Source organism: Enterobacteriaceae endosymbiont of Donacia thalassina, assembly GCF_012568245.1.
Taxonomy (GTDB): Bacteria; Pseudomonadota; Gammaproteobacteria; order Enterobacterales; family Enterobacteriaceae.
The window spans coordinates 156,143-175,220 of record NZ_CP046188.1; the positions used below are offsets into that span (position 1 = coordinate 156,143).

General features: G+C 17.7%; 18 protein-coding genes and 1 tRNA gene. 3 read left to right on the forward strand and 16 right to left on the reverse strand.

Annotation, left to right across the window (positions count from 1 at the left end):
• The first annotated feature begins 88 nt into the window (after positions 1 to 88).
• Together prmB and aroC are read left to right on the forward strand one after the other, a co-directional pair.
• On the forward strand, positions 89 to 1,006 hold the full coding sequence (gene prmB / locus GJU02_RS00760; protein WP_168919196.1) for a 50S ribosomal protein L3 N(5)-glutamine methyltransferase: 918 nt from the start codon (positions 89 to 91) through the stop codon (positions 1,004 to 1,006).
• A gap of 42 nt (positions 1,007 to 1,048) precedes the next feature.
• Positions 1,049 to 2,125 carry a chorismate synthase gene (gene aroC / locus GJU02_RS00765; protein ID WP_168919197.1) on the forward strand — a complete coding sequence of 359 codons (1,077 nt, stop codon included), beginning with the start codon at positions 1,049 to 1,051 and terminating at the stop codon, positions 2,123 to 2,125.
• A 16-nt stretch (positions 2,126 to 2,141) separates the two neighbouring features.
• Here the strand turns inward: aroC and GJU02_RS00770 are convergent, their stop codons facing one another.
• From GJU02_RS00770 to GJU02_RS00795, 6 genes are all read right to left on the reverse strand, one after another.
• The gene (locus GJU02_RS00770; RefSeq protein ID WP_168919198.1) at positions 2,142 to 2,747 is read right to left on the reverse strand and encodes a peroxiredoxin; all 606 of its coding nucleotides are present in this window, start codon (positions 2,745 to 2,747) and stop codon (positions 2,142 to 2,144) included.
• A 199-nt stretch (positions 2,748 to 2,946) separates the two neighbouring features.
• Entirely contained in the window at positions 2,947 to 3,987 is a 1,041-nt protein-coding gene (locus tag GJU02_RS00775; RefSeq protein WP_168919199.1) for a methyltransferase, read from the reverse strand.
• Between the two features lies 1 nt (position 3,988).
• Positions 3,989 to 4,825, reverse strand: coding sequence for a symmetrical bis(5'-nucleosyl)-tetraphosphatase (locus GJU02_RS00780; RefSeq protein WP_168919200.1), 837 nt, complete (start codon positions 4,823 to 4,825; stop codon positions 3,989 to 3,991).
• Positions 4,826 to 4,850: 25 nt separating this feature from the next.
• On the reverse strand, positions 4,851 to 5,234 hold the full coding sequence (apaG, locus tag GJU02_RS00785; protein WP_168919201.1) for a Co2+/Mg2+ efflux protein ApaG: 384 nt from the start codon (positions 5,232 to 5,234) through the stop codon (positions 4,851 to 4,853).
• A gap of 4 nt (positions 5,235 to 5,238) precedes the next feature.
• Positions 5,239 to 6,039: a 16S rRNA (adenine(1518)-N(6)/adenine(1519)-N(6))-dimethyltransferase RsmA gene (rsmA, locus tag GJU02_RS00790; RefSeq protein ID WP_168919202.1), complete on the reverse strand. Its 801-nt coding sequence runs from the start codon at positions 6,037 to 6,039 to the stop codon at positions 5,239 to 5,241.
• Between the two features lie 83 nt (positions 6,040 to 6,122).
• Positions 6,123 to 7,358, reverse strand: coding sequence for a peptidylprolyl isomerase (locus tag GJU02_RS00795; RefSeq protein WP_168919203.1), 1,236 nt, complete (start codon positions 7,356 to 7,358; stop codon positions 6,123 to 6,125).
• Between the two features lie 192 nt (positions 7,359 to 7,550).
• Between GJU02_RS00795 and djlA the strand changes: the two genes are divergently transcribed.
• Positions 7,551 to 8,435, forward strand: a complete 885-nt coding sequence (gene djlA, locus GJU02_RS00800) for a co-chaperone DjlA (RefSeq protein ID WP_168919204.1) — start codon at positions 7,551 to 7,553, stop codon at positions 8,433 to 8,435.
• Positions 8,436 to 8,443: 8 nt separating this feature from the next.
• On the opposite strand, the gene acpS is transcribed toward djlA, so the two are convergent.
• From acpS to GJU02_RS00850, 10 genes are all read right to left on the reverse strand, one after another.
• Positions 8,444 to 8,830, reverse strand: a complete 387-nt coding sequence (acpS, locus tag GJU02_RS00805) for a holo-ACP synthase (protein ID WP_168919205.1) — start codon at positions 8,828 to 8,830, stop codon at positions 8,444 to 8,446.
• A 41-nt stretch (positions 8,831 to 8,871) separates the two neighbouring features.
• On the reverse strand, positions 8,872 to 9,699 hold the full coding sequence (gene era, locus GJU02_RS00810) for a GTPase Era (RefSeq protein WP_168919206.1): 828 nt from the start codon (positions 9,697 to 9,699) through the stop codon (positions 8,872 to 8,874).
• Positions 9,700 to 9,730: 31 nt separating this feature from the next.
• Entirely contained in the window at positions 9,731 to 10,411 is a 681-nt protein-coding gene (gene rnc / locus GJU02_RS00815) for a ribonuclease III (protein WP_168919207.1), read from the reverse strand.
• A gap of 57 nt (positions 10,412 to 10,468) precedes the next feature.
• A complete protein-coding gene (gene lepB / locus GJU02_RS00820) occupies positions 10,469 to 11,266 on the reverse strand; it encodes a signal peptidase I (RefSeq protein WP_168919208.1) in 798 nt (265 codons plus the stop codon).
• A gap of 152 nt (positions 11,267 to 11,418) precedes the next feature.
• The gene (lepA, locus tag GJU02_RS00825) at positions 11,419 to 13,209 is read right to left on the reverse strand and encodes a translation elongation factor 4 (RefSeq protein WP_168919209.1); all 1,791 of its coding nucleotides are present in this window, start codon (positions 13,207 to 13,209) and stop codon (positions 11,419 to 11,421) included.
• 54 nt (positions 13,210 to 13,263) lie between these two features.
• Complete coding sequence (locus GJU02_RS00830) at positions 13,264 to 15,306, reverse strand: M3 family metallopeptidase (RefSeq protein ID WP_168919210.1); 2,043 nt, start codon at positions 15,304 to 15,306, stop codon at positions 13,264 to 13,266.
• A gap of 107 nt (positions 15,307 to 15,413) precedes the next feature.
• Positions 15,414 to 16,169 carry a 23S rRNA (guanosine(2251)-2'-O)-methyltransferase RlmB gene (rlmB, locus tag GJU02_RS00835; protein ID WP_168919211.1) on the reverse strand — a complete coding sequence of 252 codons (756 nt, stop codon included), beginning with the start codon at positions 16,167 to 16,169 and terminating at the stop codon, positions 15,414 to 15,416.
• Positions 16,170 to 16,232: 63 nt separating this feature from the next.
• Positions 16,233 to 17,183 (reverse strand): tRNA (adenosine(37)-N6)-dimethylallyltransferase MiaA, encoded by a 951-nt coding sequence (gene miaA, locus GJU02_RS00840; RefSeq protein ID WP_168919212.1) that lies wholly within the window; start codon positions 17,181 to 17,183, stop codon positions 16,233 to 16,235.
• Positions 17,184 to 17,191: 8 nt separating this feature from the next.
• Positions 17,192 to 18,898: a DNA mismatch repair endonuclease MutL gene (gene mutL, locus GJU02_RS00845; RefSeq protein WP_168919213.1), complete on the reverse strand. Its 1,707-nt coding sequence runs from the start codon at positions 18,896 to 18,898 to the stop codon at positions 17,192 to 17,194.
• A 46-nt stretch (positions 18,899 to 18,944) separates the two neighbouring features.
• A tRNA-Gly gene (locus tag GJU02_RS00850) sits at positions 18,945 to 19,021 on the reverse strand.
• Between the last annotated feature and the right edge of the window lie 57 nt (positions 19,022 to 19,078).

Below are 19,078 nucleotides of genomic sequence, written 5' to 3' on the forward strand. Positions count from 1 at the left end.
TTATTAAAAATTTTATATCATAAAATATATTTTTATATTTTTTATATTTAAATTATTTAAAAAATATTTTATATATAGGATATATTTTATGGTCATAAAATTAAAATATTTACTTAATGAAGAAATTATAAATGAACTATTATCTATTCAAGATATAATACGTTGGATTACAAGTTGTTTTAGTATTTCTAATTTATGGTATGGACATGGTAGTGATAATCCATGGGATGAGGCAATAAATTTAGTATTACCTTTATTAGGATTACCTAATTATTTATGGAAAGATATTTATATGTCTAAATTATCTTTTAAAGAACGTAAATTAATTTATCAATTGGTATATAAACGTATAAAAAAAAGAATACCCGTAGTATATTTAACAAAAAAAACTTGGTTTTGTGGTCATGAGTTATATATTGATAATAGAGTATTGATACCTAGATCTCCTATTGCTGAATTAATTAATAATAAATTTAAATCTGTTATTTCCTCTCATAATAAACCTAAATATATATTAGATTTATGTACTGGTAGTGGATGTATAGCTATTGCCTGTGCTTATTTATTTCCTAATGCACATATAGATGCAGTAGATATTTCTTTAGATGCAATTAATGTAGCAGAATATAATATCCAATTACATGGATTAGAACATCGTATTACTCCAATATGTGGAAATTTATTTGATAAATTAAAAAAATCAACTTATGATTTAATTATTACTAATCCTCCATATGTGGATGAAAAAGACATCAAATATTTACCTAAAGAATATTTATATGAACCTAAGATAGGATTATTTTCTAATAATAATGGTATAGCTATTATTGAAGAAATAATATCTAAATCACCTTTTTATCTTAAAAAAGATGGTATTTTAATTTGTGAAGTAGGAGACAAAATGTTAAATATTATAGAAAAATATCCAAAAATATGCTTTCAATGGCTTGATATAAAAAATGGAGGTATAGGAATATTTAAAATAGAAAATTTTAATATTATGTAATATTTTACAAATAATTTTTCCTAAAATTAGGGGTTAATATTTATGTCAGGTAATAGTATCGGTAAATTATTTAAAGTTACAACTTTTGGTGAATCACATGGAAAATCTTTAGGATGTATAATTGATGGTGTTCCTCCAAAAATTCCGTTAAAAATAAAAGATATACAAAAAGATTTAGATAGACGTAAACCAGGACAGTCAAAATATACTTCTCCCCGTAAAGAATTAGATCAAGTTCAAATTTTATCAGGTGTATTTAACAATTTAACAACAGGGACAAGTATTGGATTATTGATAAATAATATGGATATACGATCTAATGATTATAATAATATTAAAAATATTTTTCGTCCTGGGCATGCTGATTATACTTATGAAAAAAAATATGGAATTAGAGATTATAAAGGTGGTGGTCGTGCATCAGCTAGAGAAACAACTATGCGTGTAGCTGCAGGAGCTATTGCAAAAAAATATTTATTAATGAAATATAATTTAAAAATTAAGGGTTATTTATCTCAAATAGGTAATATAATTTGTAAATTTGATAATTGGGAGGAAAGTACTAAAAATCCCTTTTTTTGTCCAAATAAACATCAAATACAAGATTTACAAAATATGATTAATAATTTAAAAAAATCTGGTAATTCTATAGGAGCAAAAATTACTATTATTGTTGAAAATGTCCCAGTTGGTTTAGGAGAACCAGTATTTGATAAATTAGATGCTGAATTAGCTCATGCAATTATGAGTATTAATGCGGTAAAAGGTATCGAAATTGGTGATGGTTTTAATTCCATCAATAAATTAGGAAGTGATTATAGAGATGAAATAAAAAAAAATGGATTTCAAAGTAATAATTCAGGTGGAATTTTAGGTGGAATTAGTACAGGACAAAATATAACTTTAAATTTTGTAGTAAAACCAACTTCAAGTATTTCTATTCCAGGAAAAACAATTAATTTATTAGGTGAAGAAACATATTGTATTACACAAGGACGTCATGATCCTTGTGTAGGAATTAGAGCTGTTCCAATAGGTGAAGCTATGGTTGCAATAACTTTAATGGATCATTTATTACGTTATCGTGCACAATGTATCGATATTATTAATAATAAATAAATTATTTATGTTTAAATTAATATAATTCATTTATATTATTTGATAGATAATGAACAATTCCTTTAGAAGTAGGTGTTATACTTTTTTTCCCTTTTTGCCATTGTGCAGGACATACATCTCCATATTTTTCATTATGTTCTAAAGCATCTACTATACGAATGATCTCATTTATATTTCTTCCAAATTGAAGATCATTTATTAATTGATGTCTTATTATTCTTTGTTTATCTATTAAGAATAATGCTCTTAATGCTATACCTAATTGAGGATGTTCAATACCATAAGATTTTTGTATATTTTTTGTAAGATCAGATATCATTATAAATTTAATATTTCCTATTCCTCCTTTATTAATAGGAGTATTACGCCAAGCTTGGTGTGTAAATTGTGAATCACATGAGATACCTAATATTTTAACATTTCTTTTTTTAAAATTATCAAAATGTTGATTTAAAGATATAATTTCTGTAGGACAAACAAATGTAAAATCTAAAGGCCAAAAAAATAATAAGGTAACTGTATTTTTTGAATATTTATATAAATTAAAATTATCAATAATTGAACCATTAGGTAATACAGCAGAAGTATTAAAATCTGGAGCTTTTTTAGTTACTAAAATCATATTCTTCTCTTAATAATTATTTTATATAAAAAATTATATATTATTTTATATAAAATTTTTATTTATTTATAATATTTTATAAATATTTTTAATATATTTAGAATTAAATATATTTTTAAAAAAAATATCTATTAAAAATTATATTTAATAATTTTATTATTTATGTTTAAAAATATTATTAGTTAAATATAAAAAAAATTTATGTATTTTTTATTCTATATATAGAAAAATTTTTATTTTTAGATAAAATAGAAATTTTCAATCGAAGATTATAAAAAATTTTTTTAAGTGATATAACATTATTAACTACAAATAATAATTCTCCTTTATAATTTATATTTTGTTTTAATTTATTTAACATTTGATAAATAAAATTTGATGAAAAATTTAAATTTGAATGAATAGGAGGATTAGATATAATTAAATCAAATTTTTCTTTAAGATTAGAATAAATATTACTAGGAAATACATTAATATTTTTTATTAAATTTTTATTTAATGTTTTTTTAGTTGAATAAATTGCTTTTGCATCTATATCAACAGCATATATTGAATATTTTTTTTTATATTTTTTAAAATTATTATTTATAATAACTGAAATAATTCCAGAACCACAACCTAAATCTAATATTTTACCTTTTATAAATATATTATTAATGGTAGAAATTAATAATTTACTCCCACTATCAACTTTATTTCTACCAAATACTCCAGGTAAACTATATATTTGATAATTATTATAATAATAATAATTCCAATAGTTATTTATATTAAAAAAAACTTTTTTTTTTAAAAAACCATGAAAAATAATATGTTTTCTTGCATTAATAATTTTTTTTAAATTAATTACTTCTAATTCTTTTATATCATTAATTTTTTTAATACCACTATTATTAGAACCAATAATAAATATTTCAACTTGTAAAGATAATAATGATAAAATATTATTTAGTATAAATAATGATTCTTGTTTATTTTTTAACCAAAAAAATATAAGAATATTAAAATTATATTTTTGATATTTATCATCCATTAATCCATAATATAAATAATTATTATCTATTTTTTTTTTTAACCAAATATAATAATCATAATTATGAGTATTTATAAAACTTATGAAAGTATTTAAATATATAGGTATTTTATCATTAATATTTCCAGCAAAAATAACTTTTTTGTTTAAAAATTTATTTTTGAATAAGCGAATAAAATATTTATTTATTGATGATAATGTATACATTTTAAATTATACAATTTATACTGTAAAATTGTTTTTTTTCCCATGAATAAATAGTTAATTTATTACCCCAACAACAACCAGTATCTAATCCTATTATATTTTTTGTAGTATAATTTCCTCCTTGTAAATCAGACCAATGACCAAAAAATATTGTATATTGATTATATAAGATATTTGGAATCCAAAACCATGGTTTTAATATTTTAGAATTTAAATTATTAGGAGCTTTTTTAGTAAACAGCTCTAATGTACCATCTAAATAACAATATCTCATTTTAGTTAATGCATTAAGAATATAATTAAATCGATTAAAACCAAATAATGTATTTTTTTTCCAATCATTTATTTGATATTTTTCATTATTTATATAATTTAAAAAAAAATTATTATTTTTTCCAGATATAATATTTTTTGCTTCATCAGAAGCAGATAGTATAGTTTCAATATTATCCCATTGGGGTGGAATTCCTGCATGTGACATTAAAATTTTTTTATTTTTATCATATTGTACTAAAGGTTGATATTTTAACCAAGTATTTACGATAAATACTATTTTTTTATCTTTTAGTAAATTTAAAATTTTTTTATCATTAATATTATGATTTTTAGGATTTAAGATTAGAAATATTAAATATAAATCATGATTTCCTAAAACTAATTTTATAGATTTTTTAATAGAATATAAAAAATATAAAATTTTTATAGAATCTGGACCTCTTGCTATAAGATCTCCTGTAATCCATAATATATCATTTTGATAATTAAAATTAATTTTTTTTAATAAGGAAATAAATTCATTATAGTAACCATGAATATCTCCAATAAAATAAGTATTCATATTGTTATATTTTTTATAAATTAATTTAGTGAATATAAGTTTTAATTGCTAACCTAAAAATAGGAATTTCTACATGATAAACATGATTATTTTCATCTATTATAATATAATGTCCTTCTAAAATACCAATAGGAGTTTCTAAAATTGCTCCATTAGTATGATGAAAATTATTTCCCGGTGCAATATATGGGTTTTTATTTATAACTCCTTCCCCATATATTTGAATTTTTTTACCATTACCATTAGTTATACTCCAATAACGACTAATTAATTGTAAAATTTTTTTTCCTAAATTATAAATAGTAATTGTATAAGTAAAAACATAACGATTAACTGTAGGTATTGATTGTGATGGTATATAAATACCGTTTGTTTTTATATAAACTTGAGATAATAATAATGATTTCATAAGTTTATAACCTTTTATTATTTAATTCTAACCAATTAGCTAATTGACAATATTCTAGAATTGAAACATCTTCAGCACGAATTTTATAATCAATACCCAAATAATTTAGTTCTTCTATAGAAAATAGATTTACTAAACTATTTCGTAAAATTTTTCTTCTCATACTAAAAGCTTGTTTTATAATTTTTTTTAAAAAAAAAATATTATTTAAATTATAAGGATTATTAATATAAGGTCTCATAGAGACCATATTAGAAATAATTTTTGGCTTAGGAAAAAAAGAATTTGCTTTAATTTCTATTAAAGATTTTATTTTACAAAATAATTGCGTTATTATACTTAAACAACCATAATTTTTTCCTCCAGGTAAAGCAGTTAAACAATTTACTACTTCTTTTTGCATAATAAAATTCATATCTTTAATATTATTTAAATATTTAAATAAATAAAAAATTATTGTAATAGAAATATTATACGGTAAACTACCAAATATACGTATTCTTTTTTTATATTTTTGTGTTAAAATTAAAAAATTAAAATTTAATATATTATTTAATATAATATTAACATTTGAATTTGCTAAAATTTTATTTTGTTTTAAAATATTAACAAAATTTTTATCTATTTCAATAATAGAGAGATTTTTATTATATTTAGTAATTGGGATAGTTAATGCTCCTAAACCAGGACCAATTTCTAACATAATTTGATAATATTTTGGATTAATAAAAGATATAATTTGTTTAATAATTTCTTTATTAACTAATATATGTTGACCATATTTTTTTTTTAAAATAATTTTCATATTATTAATAGATAATATTTTTTATAAAAATATATTATTATTTTATAATATAAATAATAATATTATAAATAATATTTTTATTATTAGTTTATTATCTTTATAAATATTTTTTTAGAATATTCATCAAGAAAAATATTGACTTCTTTTTCTATTTTTTCTTGTAAGAGAATTTCATATGCTTTTTTTTTTAAAAATAATTTATTACTTTTAATATTATTTTGACTTAATAATTGTATTATAAAAAAACTATCAGATTCTTGAATAGGTATACTAAATTCATTAATTTTTAATTTTTTTATAATTTTTCTAAATTTTAAAGAGAAATTATTTAATAGCATCCAATTTTTATTGTCTCCAAATCTAATTGCTAATATATCATCAGAAAATAATTGAACTGCTTTTTTAAAAGTAATTTTTTTTTTTATAAGATTAAAATATATATTTTTTATTTTTTTATTAAAATCTTTATTACTTAAATTATTTTTTTTTATATAAATAAATCTTAATAAAACTTTTTCATTATCTATTTTTTTTTTTATAAAAATATTATTTATTTTTAAAATTAATAATTTTGAATCTAAATATATTGGTCCAATTATATCTTTTTTTTTAGCATTATCTAAATAATTAATAATATTTTTTGGTAATTGATCTTCTTTTTTATTTTTTAAAAAAGATTTTGTTATCTTAAAATAAGAAACAAATTTTTTTTCATTATATTTTTTAAAATTGTTACTTAATTTTTCTTTTTTTAAAATATTTATTAATTGATTTAACAGAAAAATTTTTTTATTAAATTTATCTTTTAAAGGATTTTTATTAATTAAAAAATAAAATAAAGTAATATCATATATTTTATTTGTTTTTAATTTTAAATATAATTGATTCGTTAATGAATCAATTTCTTCATCATAAATATTAATATTTTCTAATAAAAATTTACTTTTTAATACATTAATTAATATAACATTTTTAAAAATTTGATAAAATTTTGTATAATTAATATTATGTAATAAAAAATTTTTTTTTAATAAATTTTCATCAATATTATTTGATATATATATTTCTAAGATAAGTTCATTAAAATCTTCTTCTGATAAAAAGAAACCATTATTTTTTATTATTTGTAAAAAAATAAAATATTTTATTATATCTTTCATATTTTTAATATCTAAAAATGTAGATAGTATTGAATATTTACTATTATTAATTTTTTTTGTAAGAGATAAAATTTCATCTATTTTATTTTTTAAAATTATATCATTATTTATAATTATTTTGATATTATTAATATTTTGTATAGCCATACATTGAGACATATTGAATAAACAAAAATATAATATTATAATATAAATTATTTTTTTAATTATCATTATAATAGTCCTATTAGTAATTAATTAAATATTATTAAGTAATTATTACTAAAATAATATTTATTATTGTAAATTTATATAATAATTAATTATTATAGACAATTAAAATATCATTTAAATATATTTATTGAGGAATATATGTTTTCTTATTTACAATTATTATTATTTTTAATAAATTTTATTATTAATTATTATATAAGTTCTAATTTATTAAATATAATAATAATTATATTAATTAGTTATATAATTAATAAAATAATTAAATTTTATAATAAAAAATATAATTTTAATTATATAAATAGTAGTAGTATACGGAAAGTATTTATTCAAACTAATTTTGAAATTATGGGTTATATAAGTAAATCAAAAGGTTTTGTTAGTAATAATGATATAAATTTTGTAATTAAATTAACTAAAAAAATGAATTTAAATAATAAAGAAATAATTTCTATAAAAAAAGCATTTAAAAATGGTAAAAACCCAAATTATCCTTTAACTTATAAATTAAATAATTTAAATTATTTAATTTATAAAAATAGAAAATTAATAAATAAATTTTTAGAAATTCAAATTGAATTATCTTTTATAAATAATTTTTTACATACTAAAACTAAAAAAATATTAAACATTATATTTCAAGAATTGAATATATCATTAAATGATATATTATATATAATAAATAAATTAAAATTTAATAATAAATTTATTAATGAAAAAGATTTATTTTATAATAATTATTTTAATAATAAAAATAGAACAGAAGATTATTATTATAAAAAATATAATAATTTTCAAAATAAAAATAATTATAAAACAGAATTAGATAAATCTTATAAATTATTAGGAATTAATTATAATGATAATTTATTAACTATCAAAAGAGCATATCATAAATTAATTAGTAAATATCATCCAGATAAACTAATTTCAAAAGGTTATTCATCTAAACAATTAGAAAAAGCAAAAATAAAAACACAAAATATACATAAAGCATATAATATAATTAAAAAACATATAACATAAATAAAATTTTATTTTTTTTCAATTATAACTATTGCACAAACATATTTTTTTTCATCTGAAAATGAAATATGGATATTATATTTATAAACTATTTTTTTTAAAAACTTTAATGCTTTATTATTAAATTTTAATTTTGGTTTTCCTGTCATGTAATAAGATAATTCTATTTGATTAAAAAATATACCATTCGTAAATCCAGAACTTAAAGCTTTTACAGCAGCTTCTTTTACTGAAAAATACTTTGCTAAGGTTTTAACTTTATTATTATTTTTTTTATATATAGATAATTCATACTTAGTAAGTATTTTATATGCAAAACGTTCACCAAAACGAATAAAAGTTTTTTTAATTCTATTCATTTCTACTATATCAATACCAATACCAATAATTTTCATATTTATAATTTTAATTATAATAAAATTCTTTTATAAATTAACTATTTTATTTTTATCCATAAATTTAAATTTATTTTTTTTTTCAAAAATTTTTCTATATTTTTTTTTGATCTAGATTTAATTAATTTTATTTTTATACCATTTTTACCTATTATTATTTTTTTTTGATTTATATTTTTTACTAATAAAAAAATATTAATTTTATTTAATAAATTTTTTAATTTTTTTATATAATTTACTTTAATATTTATTAAATAGGGTAATTCTTTATGAAGATATTTAATAATACTTTCTCTTATAATTTCTTTAAAAATAAATTCTTTTGTTTGATTAGTAATATAATTACTAGGATAATGATGTTTTTTTTTAGGTAATTTTTTACAAATAAAATTATTAATATCATTAGTATATAATTTATATTTAGCTGAAATCATAAATAAAGAAATAAAATTTATTTTCTTTTTAAGAAAATTTATATAAGGTAATAAAATATTTTTATTATTAATTTGATCAATTTTATTGATAATTAAAATTATTGGTATAGTTATTTTATTTAAAATTTTTACAAATTTTTTTTCTATATAATTCCATCTATTTCTATCTAAAATAAAAAAAATATAATTATATTTATTATTTTTTAGAGAATTTAGAATTTTATTATTATAAAATATATTTCCTGGAGTATCAATATATTCTATTTGATAAGAATTTTTATTATAGATTCCTATAATATTAGAATTAGTAGTATTAATTTTATGAGAAATTATAGATATTTTTTCTCCTATTAAAGTATTTAATAAAGTAGATTTTCCTGCATTAGATCTTCCTATTATTAAAATACTACCATAATATTTAGATATTATTTTCACATAAATTACCTTAATTATAAATATTAATAAATTATTCTAGACCAAGTTTTTTTAAAGCTTTTTCTGCAGCTGATTGTTCAGCTTTACGACGACTTGATCCAATTCCTATAATTGTTGTTGATATTCCACTAATTTTACATTGTATTGTAAATTTTTGATTATGCACTTCACCATTTATTTGTATTATAAAATAATAAGGTAACGGAAGATGTGATCTTTGTAAATATTCTTGTAATCTTGTCTTAGGATCTTTTTGATTATTACCGGGTAATATTCTTTTTAATCTAAATTGATACCAAAATAAAATAATTTTTTCTACAACTTTTATATTACTATCTAAACAAATACTTCCAATTAAAGCTTCCATTGTATCAGCAAGTATAGATTCTCTATTATACCCCCCATTTTTAAATTCACCAGGACCTAAAAATAAATATTCACCTAATTTAAATTCTCTTGCAATACTTGCTAATGTATTACCTCTAACTAAGGTTGCACGCATACGACTCATATTTCCTTCATTTACATCAGGAAATTTATTATATAATGCTTTAGCTATAATATAGCTTAAAATAGAATCTCCTAAAAATTCTAATCTTTCGTTATGTTTACTACTTGCGCTTCTATGTGTTAAAGCTTGGTATAATAAATCTTGATGATTAAAAATATAACCTAATCTTTTCTGTAATTGACTAATCATAATAAAATTCACATAATTGTATTTTTAATCTATTATATATTATATAAAATAAGTAATATTTTGAATAAATTAATTAACTTTATGTATTCGATTAAATCTAATTTTAAAAAACCATGAATTTGGTTCTTTTTCAATATTTAACCAAATTAATACAGCTTTTCCTAATAGATATTTTTCATGAACAAAACCCCAATATCTACTATCGAAACTATAATCACGATTATCACCCATAACAAAATAACATTTATTCGGAACTACCCAAGTATATAGTTGTATATTTTTTTGGTTATATATATTTAATGTTTCATTTTCTAATTCAGGTATAAATAAAATTTTATGTGATAATCTATTTATATATTCTGTATATTGGAAAAATCTTAATTTACCAAAATTATGATATTTTTTTGAATTTTTAAAAATTTTAATAAAAACTCTTTTAGATATATTTTTGTAAGTTTGAATAAATTTACTTTTTTCAAGTTTTTTATATTTAAAAATATTTTGTTTTACATATTTATTATTATATAATGTTATTTGTTTATTTTTATAATTATAAACAATAATATCTCCTGGTAAACCAATAATTCTTTTAATATAATTTATTTTAATATTTTTAGGATATTTAAAAACAACTACATCACCTCTTTTAGGTAATTTATTTTTAATAATAATTTTATTATTTAAAGGATTTTTAATGCCGTAAATAAATTTATTTACTAAAATAAAATCCCCTACGAATAATGTAGGCAACATAGAACTTGATGGTATATAAAAAGGTTCATATATAAATGAACGAATTATAAAAATTAATAATATTATAGGTAATAATGAAACTATTTGTTTTATCCAATATTTTTTTTTTAACATATATTTTATATAGTAAAAATTAAATATATTATATTTTTATATAAATAATTTAAAATTTTATTTTATAAATAATTATATATATTTAATTTTATATTTAAAAATTTTTAAAATAATAATATATATTACTATTTATATTTTATTTTAGAAATAAATTATTTAGTTATCTTTGATATAGCTAAAAAAATTGAAGATGGTAATGAAACATTACCAATATTTTTCATTCTTTTCTTACCTTCTTTTTGTTTTTGAATTAATTTTTTTTTTCGACTAATATCGCCTCCATAACATTTAGCGATAACATTTTTACGTAATTGTTTAATATTTGCACTAGAGATAATTTTTTTTCCTACTGTAGCTTGAATTACAATATCAAATTGTTGTCTTGGAATTAATTTTTTGATTTTATCTACTAATATACGACTATAAGAATAAATTTTACTTTTATAAGTAATTGTGGTTAATGCATCGACACATTTTTTATTAATTAAAATATTAACACAAATTAAATCAGATTTTTTGAATTTTAAAAAATTATAATCTAAAGAACCATATCCTTTTGTGACAGATTTTAATTTATCAAAAAAATTTATAATTACTTCAATCATAGGTATTTCATAAATTAATATTACTTGATTTTTATGATAAATTATATCTTTTTGTACACCATTTTTAGTAATACATAATTGAATAACTTTACCTATATATTTAATAGGAAAAATAATTTTACATTTTAAAATAGGTTCTCTTATTTCTTTAATTAAATAAGATAAAGGAAATTTAGATGGATTATCTATATATAAAATATCTTTATTAATTGTTACTATTTCATATTTGACAGAAGGTATAGTAGTAATTATATTTATATTATATTCTTTTAATAAACGTTGTTGTATAATTTCCATATGTAATAAACCTAAAAAACCACATCGATATCCATATCCTAATATTTCTGAATTTTCTGGTTCAAAGAATAAAGCAGAATCGTTTAAACTTAACTTTTTTAATGCATTACTAAAAGTTTGATATTCATCTGATACTATTGGAAATAAACCAGCAAAAACTTTAGGAATACTTTTTTTAAATCCAGGTAATATTATGCTAGAAGGATTTATATATGATGTAATAGTTGCTCCTACTGGAACTTCATTTATATTTTTTATTCCTAAAACTATCCAACCAACATCGCCACATTTTAATGTATTTAAATTTATTTTTTTAGGAGTAAAAATACCTATTTTTTCTACAAAATATTTTTTTTTTGTATTTAAAACAATTATTTTCATTCCTTTAGAAATTTTACCATTTTTGATACAAATTAAAACTATAACCCCTAAATAATTATCAAACCATGAATCGATAATCAGTGCTTGTAAAAAAGTATTAATATTTCCTATTGGTGAAGGAATTTTTTTAATTAAATTTTCTATTATTTCTCGAACTCCTAATCCAGTTTTAGCAGAACATTGAAGAATTTTTTTAGATTTAATACCAATAATTTCTTTTATATCTTTTTTAATTTTTTTAGTATTTGCAGTTAATAAATCAATTTTATTAATAACTGGTAATACTATTAATCCCATTTTTATAGCAATATTACAGTTAGATAAAGTTTGTGCTTCTATTCCTTGTGAAGCATCTATTAATAATAATGCTCCTTCACATGCGGCTAAAGATCTAGAAACTTCATAAGAAAAATCAACATGTCCTGGAGTATCAATAAAATTTAATTTATAAAAACCATTATTTTTTGACTTATAATTTAAAGAAACACTTTGCGCTTTTATTGTAATTCCTCTTTCTCTTTCTAAATCCATACTATCTAATACTTGTGATGTCATTTCTCTTTTAGATAATCCACCACAAATTTCAATTAATCTATCTGCAAATGTTGATTTACCATGATCAATATGTGCAATAATTGAAAAATTTCTTATATTTTTCATAAAATAATATTTTAAACCTATAAATATAGAAAAAATTTTTTATAAAATAATTAATTATATTTTAATTCCTCTTTGTATAAGTAAAGATTTAATATTTAATGATTTACCCCTAAATTTTTTAAATAAAACAAGAGGTTCTTCAGAACTTCCTAAAGATAAAAAATTATTTAAAAATTTTTTTCCGATATTTAGATTAAATAATCCATTTTTTTTAAAATATAAAAAAGAATCTGCAGCTAATTGTTCTGCCCATAAATAACTATAATATCCTGCAGCATATTCTCCACCAAATATATGATTAAATGTGTTAGTATATTTATACCAAATAGGAATAGGAGATATTGTTATTAAATTTTTTCTTATTTCTTTTATTAAATCTGAAATTTGATTATTTTTTTTTAAATTAAATTCATTATGAATTCTTATATCAAATAAACTTAATTCTATTTGACGCATAAGAGATAAAGCCGAATTATATTTTTTAGATGAAATTAATTTATCCATTATATTTATTGGGATATTATTTTTTTTTTTATAATGTTGAGAAATTAATTTTAAAGATTCAGATTCCCAACACCAATATTCCATAAATTGACTAGGAAATTCTACAATATCTAATGGTATTCCATTAATTCCTGAAATATTTACTATATTTATTTTTGATGTAATATGATGTAAAGCATGTCCAAATTCATGAAATAAAGTTAAAACTTCATTATGATTAAGTAAAAAAATTTTATTAATAGAAGGTGTAAAATTACAATTAACATAAGCTATTGGATATTGTAGTATCCTATTTTTTTTTAATATTCTTGATTGACATATATCCATCCAAGCACCACTTCTTTTTTCTGAACGAATATATAAATCAAAATAAATACTACCACATAATTGATTATTAGAATCAAAAATATCAAAAAAAATAACATTTTTATTCCAAACTGGTACTTTTCTTTCTTTAAAAATTAAACCATATATTTTATTAACAATATTAAACATACCCTTCATGACAATATTAATTGGAAAATAATGACGAATAATATTGTCATTTATTCCATATAAATAGAATTTATATTTTTCAGAAAAAAAGGGTATATCCCACGGATTAATATTTATTAAGTTATATTTTTGTTTAATAAAATTTTTTAAATTTAAAACTTCTTTTTTTGCTTGTTTTTTAGATAATTTTATTAACTTATATAAAAAAGAAAGAACTTTATTAATATTTTTTGCAGATTTCAATACTAAAGATTGTTCAGAATAAGAATTATATCCTAATAATTTTGATAATTGTGAACGTAATGATAATTCTTTTATTATAATTGGTTCATTATTAAATTTAGATGAATTAAAATCAAAAGAAGATGCCCTTTTATTATACATATAAAATATTTTTTTTCTTAAAATATTATTTTTAGTAAATGTTATTATTGCTGAATAAATAGGGGCATCTAAGGTAATTAGATAACCTTTTTTATTTTTCAATAAAGCATTTTCATGCATAATATTCATTATATGATTAGGTACACCATTTAATTCTTCTTTATTTAAAATATTTATTTCTAATTTCTGAGTACTATCAAAAATATTATTATTAAAATTATTTTGTAATTTTAATATATTTGTTATTATTTGTGAATATTTTTTTTTCTTTTCTTGAGATAATAAAATTCCTGAAAATCTAAAATCAAGAATTATATCATTAATAGATTTAATTTTTAATTTATCAAAATTTAAATTATTTTGATTATTTTGCACTTCTATATAAGCATTATATAATTGTATATTCTGTTTAATCCATATATTATAATTATTTATCATTTGAATAATATTTTCATAATTTTTTCTTATTTTGTTATTATTACAAACATAATTTAAATGATTTACAGGTGAAAAAATACGATATAAATTTTCATCTAATTCTAATATTTTTTGGCAGAAATTTTCCCAATTATAATTATTTTTATATTTATTTAAAATTTCATTAATTTTTTTTTTAGAATTTTCAATTGTAATTTTAACTGCAGGAATCATACAATCATTAGTTATTTGATCAAAAGGAGGTAATAGGAAATCAGATAATAAAGGATTATTCATAATAAATTTCCAATTTATATTAAAAAATATGATTAAAAAATTAAAATAATTATTAAATAATTAATTTTTTTAAAAAATTTTATTATACTATTATTAATAGTAAAAAATTAATTTTTTACATTAAAAATGTAATTTTGTCTAGTTATTTCAAACAAACAGATTCCAGTAGCTACAGAAACATTTAAAGAATTTAAATTATTAAACATAGGTATTGAAATTAATAAATCACAATTTTTTTTAATAGTGGATCTTATTCCCTTATCTTCAGATCCCATAATTAAACATATTGGATATATTAATTTACTATTATAAATAATATTACTTGTTTCATTATTATCTGCTCCAATAATTTTTATTTTATAAATTTTTAATATATTAATAGTATTTTTTAAATTTTTTACAAAAATTATAGGTATATATTCTGATGTTCCACAAGATATTTTTTTTACTATAGAATTTATTTTAACAGAATGATGTTTAGGTAAAATAATTATATTAACATTAAATGCAACAGCACTTCTAATACATGCTCCTAAATTATGGATATCAGTAATACGATCTAAAATAAGAATAAATATATTTTTTGATTTTTTTATAATTTTTAAAATATCTTTTTCATTTAAAGATTTTGATATATTTATTACTCCCATTATCCCTTGATGGACACTATTATTAGTTTTTTTATCTAACCATTTTTTATTTACTTTATACACATTTATATTATATTTATTTATATAATAAAATAATTCTTTTATTTTATTAGATTTTTTTTTACTATTTAAAATAAATATTTCTCTAAAACAAAAAGGATTTTTTTTTAAAATATTAATAATAGTATGTATACCGAAAATAATATCTTTCATATTAATTAATAATTATTATTGATAAATTAAATATATCATAAAAAAAAATTTTAATTAATTTAATTAATTTAATTTTTTTTTAATAAATTTTACAATATAATCATAAGCATCATAAATATGATGACTATCAAACCAATATATATTTTTCCAATAACGTAACCAAGTTAATTGTTTTTTTGCTAAATGACGTGTTGCAATAGTAGTTTGCTGTATCATTTCTTTATAATTAATTTTATTTAAAATATATAAAAACATTTGTTTATATCCAATGCAACGAATGGCAGGAAAATTAATTTTTAAATATTTTTTTTGAATAAGTTCTCTTACTTCTTCTTCAAAACCTAATTCTAACATTTTAAAAATTCTATTTTCTATATTTTTATATAATAATTCTCTATTATAATAAGTTAATCCAAATTGATATATTTTATAAGGAATTTTAATACTTGGAATTTTTTGTAATTCACTCAAAGTTTTTCCTGTTAAAAAAAATATTTCTAAAGCTCTTAAATTTCTTTGTATATCATTACAATGAATTCTATTTGCAGATACAATATCAATTGTTTTTAACATATCATGATAAGATTTAAATGATTTATTTTTTATTTTATTTGTAATTATTTCACGTATTTTAAAATTAGATGCAGGTAATGAAGGGGAAATAGTATTAATTAATTTTTTGTAATAAAACATACTTCCTCCAACTAATAATGGAATTTTTCCTCTTTTAATAATTTTATCCATAATAATTAAAACATCATTATAAAATTCCATAACTGAATATGATTCATATGGTTCTTTAATATCAATTAACCAATGTTTTTCATAAAAAAAATCATTTTTTTTTGGTTTATCTGTTCCTATATCTAATTTTTTATAAATTAAAGAAGAATCTACACTAATTAATTCAATAGGTAATTTTTTTGCTAATCGATTTGCTAAATAAGTTTTTTTAGATGCTGTAGTTCCCATTAAAAAAATAGCCATTGGTAATTTTTTATTTTTTTTAGTCATATTATAAATTAAATATTTATTATACAAAATAATTTTTTTATTGAAATATTTTTATTTTCTAATTTTAATAATTCTAATTCCATTAATAAATTTATAATTTTAGAAGGATCCCATAATGTATATATATTAATTATATAATTAATTATCCATTTTTCTATTTCATTTAAAGAAATTTTCTTTATATTAAAAAAAAATTTTAATAAATTTAAAAAAAAATCTTTTATATCATAAAATGATAAAAATATAGGTACACATAATATGTGAATAATATTTTTATTATTTAATTTAAAATTAAATCCTAACTTTTTTAAAAAAACTTTAACTTTATATAAAATGAAGCTTTCTTTTTCATTTATTATTATTTTAATATTAGTTTTTACACTACTTATAATATTTTTATCTTTTAAATAAAATTTAAATTTTATTTTTAATAATAAAAAAATCATTTTTTTTATTAAAATAGAATATAAAAAATTTTTTTTTTCAATAATAATATAAGTATTTTTTAAAATTGTTAAAAATTTACCAAAATTTTTAAAATTAAAAACTGGTATATTATTTAAATATACTAGTTTTTTTTTTTTTACATTATCAAACAATATTTGATTTGTAATTGAAAGTTTATTTTTAATAAAATGTTTTTCTAAAATTTGCAAATTTAATTGATTTTTTTTATTATTTTCTTTTAAATCCGTATTTTGATTTACAAAATTATTCTTTAATAATAATTTTGTAATATTTTTAAATATAAAATTATATATTTTTTGTATATTGTAAAAAGATATATTTTTTTTTTGAGGATGTATATTTATATCAATTTGATTAGGTTCTATTCTCAAAAAAAATATAAAAGAAAAATTATAATTATTATTAAATTGACCATATATTATTTCTTTAATAATACGATAAATAAAATTTGAACATACTATACGATTATTAACATAAAAATATTTAAATAAAGTATTTGCCAAATTATTTTTTTTTGATAAATATATCCATCCATATAATTTTACTTTTTTATAAGTAGAATTTATTTCTAATGAATTTTTTAAAAAGTTATTGCCACAAATAACTTTTATTCTATTTAAATAAGAAAAATTATCAGTTACTTTTTTAAAATTATAAATTATTTTATTATTATATTTAAATTGAATACCTATTCCAAATTTCATTAAAATAATTTTTTTAATAATATTTTTAATATAAATAAATTCTATTCTTTCATTAGCGAGATATAATCTTCTTGCAGGGAAATTATAAAAAAGATCAGATAAAATTATAGTTGTTCCTATAGGATGAGAAATAGGTTTTAAATAAATTACTTTTTCATTAAAACCTTCTGTATATAATTGCCAGGCAAATTGTTGTTTTAAAGTTTTAGATGTAATAGTCATTCTAGATATCGCTTTTATACTAGTTAAAGCCTCTCCTCTAAAACCAAAACTTTTAAATGTATCTAAATCATTTAAATTACTTATTTTACTTGTTGCATATTTCTTAATACATAAGACTAAATTTTTTTTATTCATTCCTATCCCATTATCATTTATATAAATATATTTTATACCTCCATTTTTTATACATAAATTTATTTGTGATGCTTTAGCATCAATACTATTTTCAATTAATTCTTTAATTACATTAGCTGGTCGATCTATTACTTCTCCTGCAGCTATTCTTTTTATAACATCTTTAGGTAAGATTTTAATAGACATTATATATAATATTAATAAAAAAATTTTTGTTAATATATATTTTATATGGAGCGGGAAACGAGATTCGAACTCGCGACCCCAACCATGGCAAGGTTGTGCTCTACCATACTGAGCTATTCCCGCTAAATATAATTATAAATAATTTATTTTATAATATGAAATTTAACTTTTATTTGTCAA

Bases quoted from the DNA above. Each gene is read 5' to 3' on its own strand.
- prmB (WP_168919196.1), top strand. From the start codon at position 89: ATGGTCATAAAATTAAAATATTTACTTAATGAAGAAATTATAAATGAA.
- aroC (WP_168919197.1), top strand. From the start codon at position 1,049: ATGTCAGGTAATAGTATCGGTAAATTATTTAAAGTTACAACTTTTGGT.
- GJU02_RS00770 (WP_168919198.1), bottom strand. From the start codon at position 2,747: ATGATTTTAGTAACTAAAAAAGCTCCAGATTTTAATACTTCTGCTGTA.
- GJU02_RS00775 (WP_168919199.1), bottom strand. From the start codon at position 3,987: ATGTATACATTATCATCAATAAATAAATATTTTATTCGCTTATTCAAA.
- GJU02_RS00780 (WP_168919200.1), bottom strand. From the start codon at position 4,825: ATGAATACTTATTTTATTGGAGATATTCATGGTTACTATAATGAATTT.
- apaG (WP_168919201.1), bottom strand. From the start codon at position 5,234: ATGAAATCATTATTATTATCTCAAGTTTATATAAAAACAAACGGTATT.
- rsmA (WP_168919202.1), bottom strand. From the start codon at position 6,039: ATGAAAATTATTTTAAAAAAAAAATATGGTCAACATATATTAGTTAAT.
- GJU02_RS00795 (WP_168919203.1), bottom strand. From the start codon at position 7,358: ATGTCTCAATGTATGGCTATACAAAATATTAATAATATCAAAATAATT.
- djlA (WP_168919204.1), top strand. From the start codon at position 7,551: ATGTTTTCTTATTTACAATTATTATTATTTTTAATAAATTTTATTATT.
- acpS (WP_168919205.1), bottom strand. From the start codon at position 8,830: ATGAAAATTATTGGTATTGGTATTGATATAGTAGAAATGAATAGAATT.
- lepB (WP_168919208.1), bottom strand. From the start codon at position 11,266: ATGTTAAAAAAAAAATATTGGATAAAACAAATAGTTTCATTATTACCT.
- lepA (WP_168919209.1), bottom strand. From the start codon at position 13,209: ATGAAAAATATAAGAAATTTTTCAATTATTGCACATATTGATCATGGT.
- GJU02_RS00830 (WP_168919210.1), bottom strand. From the start codon at position 15,306: ATGAATAATCCTTTATTATCTGATTTCCTATTACCTCCTTTTGATCAA.
- rlmB (WP_168919211.1), bottom strand. From the start codon at position 16,169: ATGAAAGATATTATTTTCGGTATACATACTATTATTAATATTTTAAAA.
- miaA (WP_168919212.1), bottom strand. From the start codon at position 17,183: ATGACTAAAAAAAATAAAAAATTACCAATGGCTATTTTTTTAATGGGA.
- mutL (WP_168919213.1), bottom strand. From the start codon at position 18,898: ATGTCTATTAAAATCTTACCTAAAGATGTTATAAAAAGAATAGCTGCA.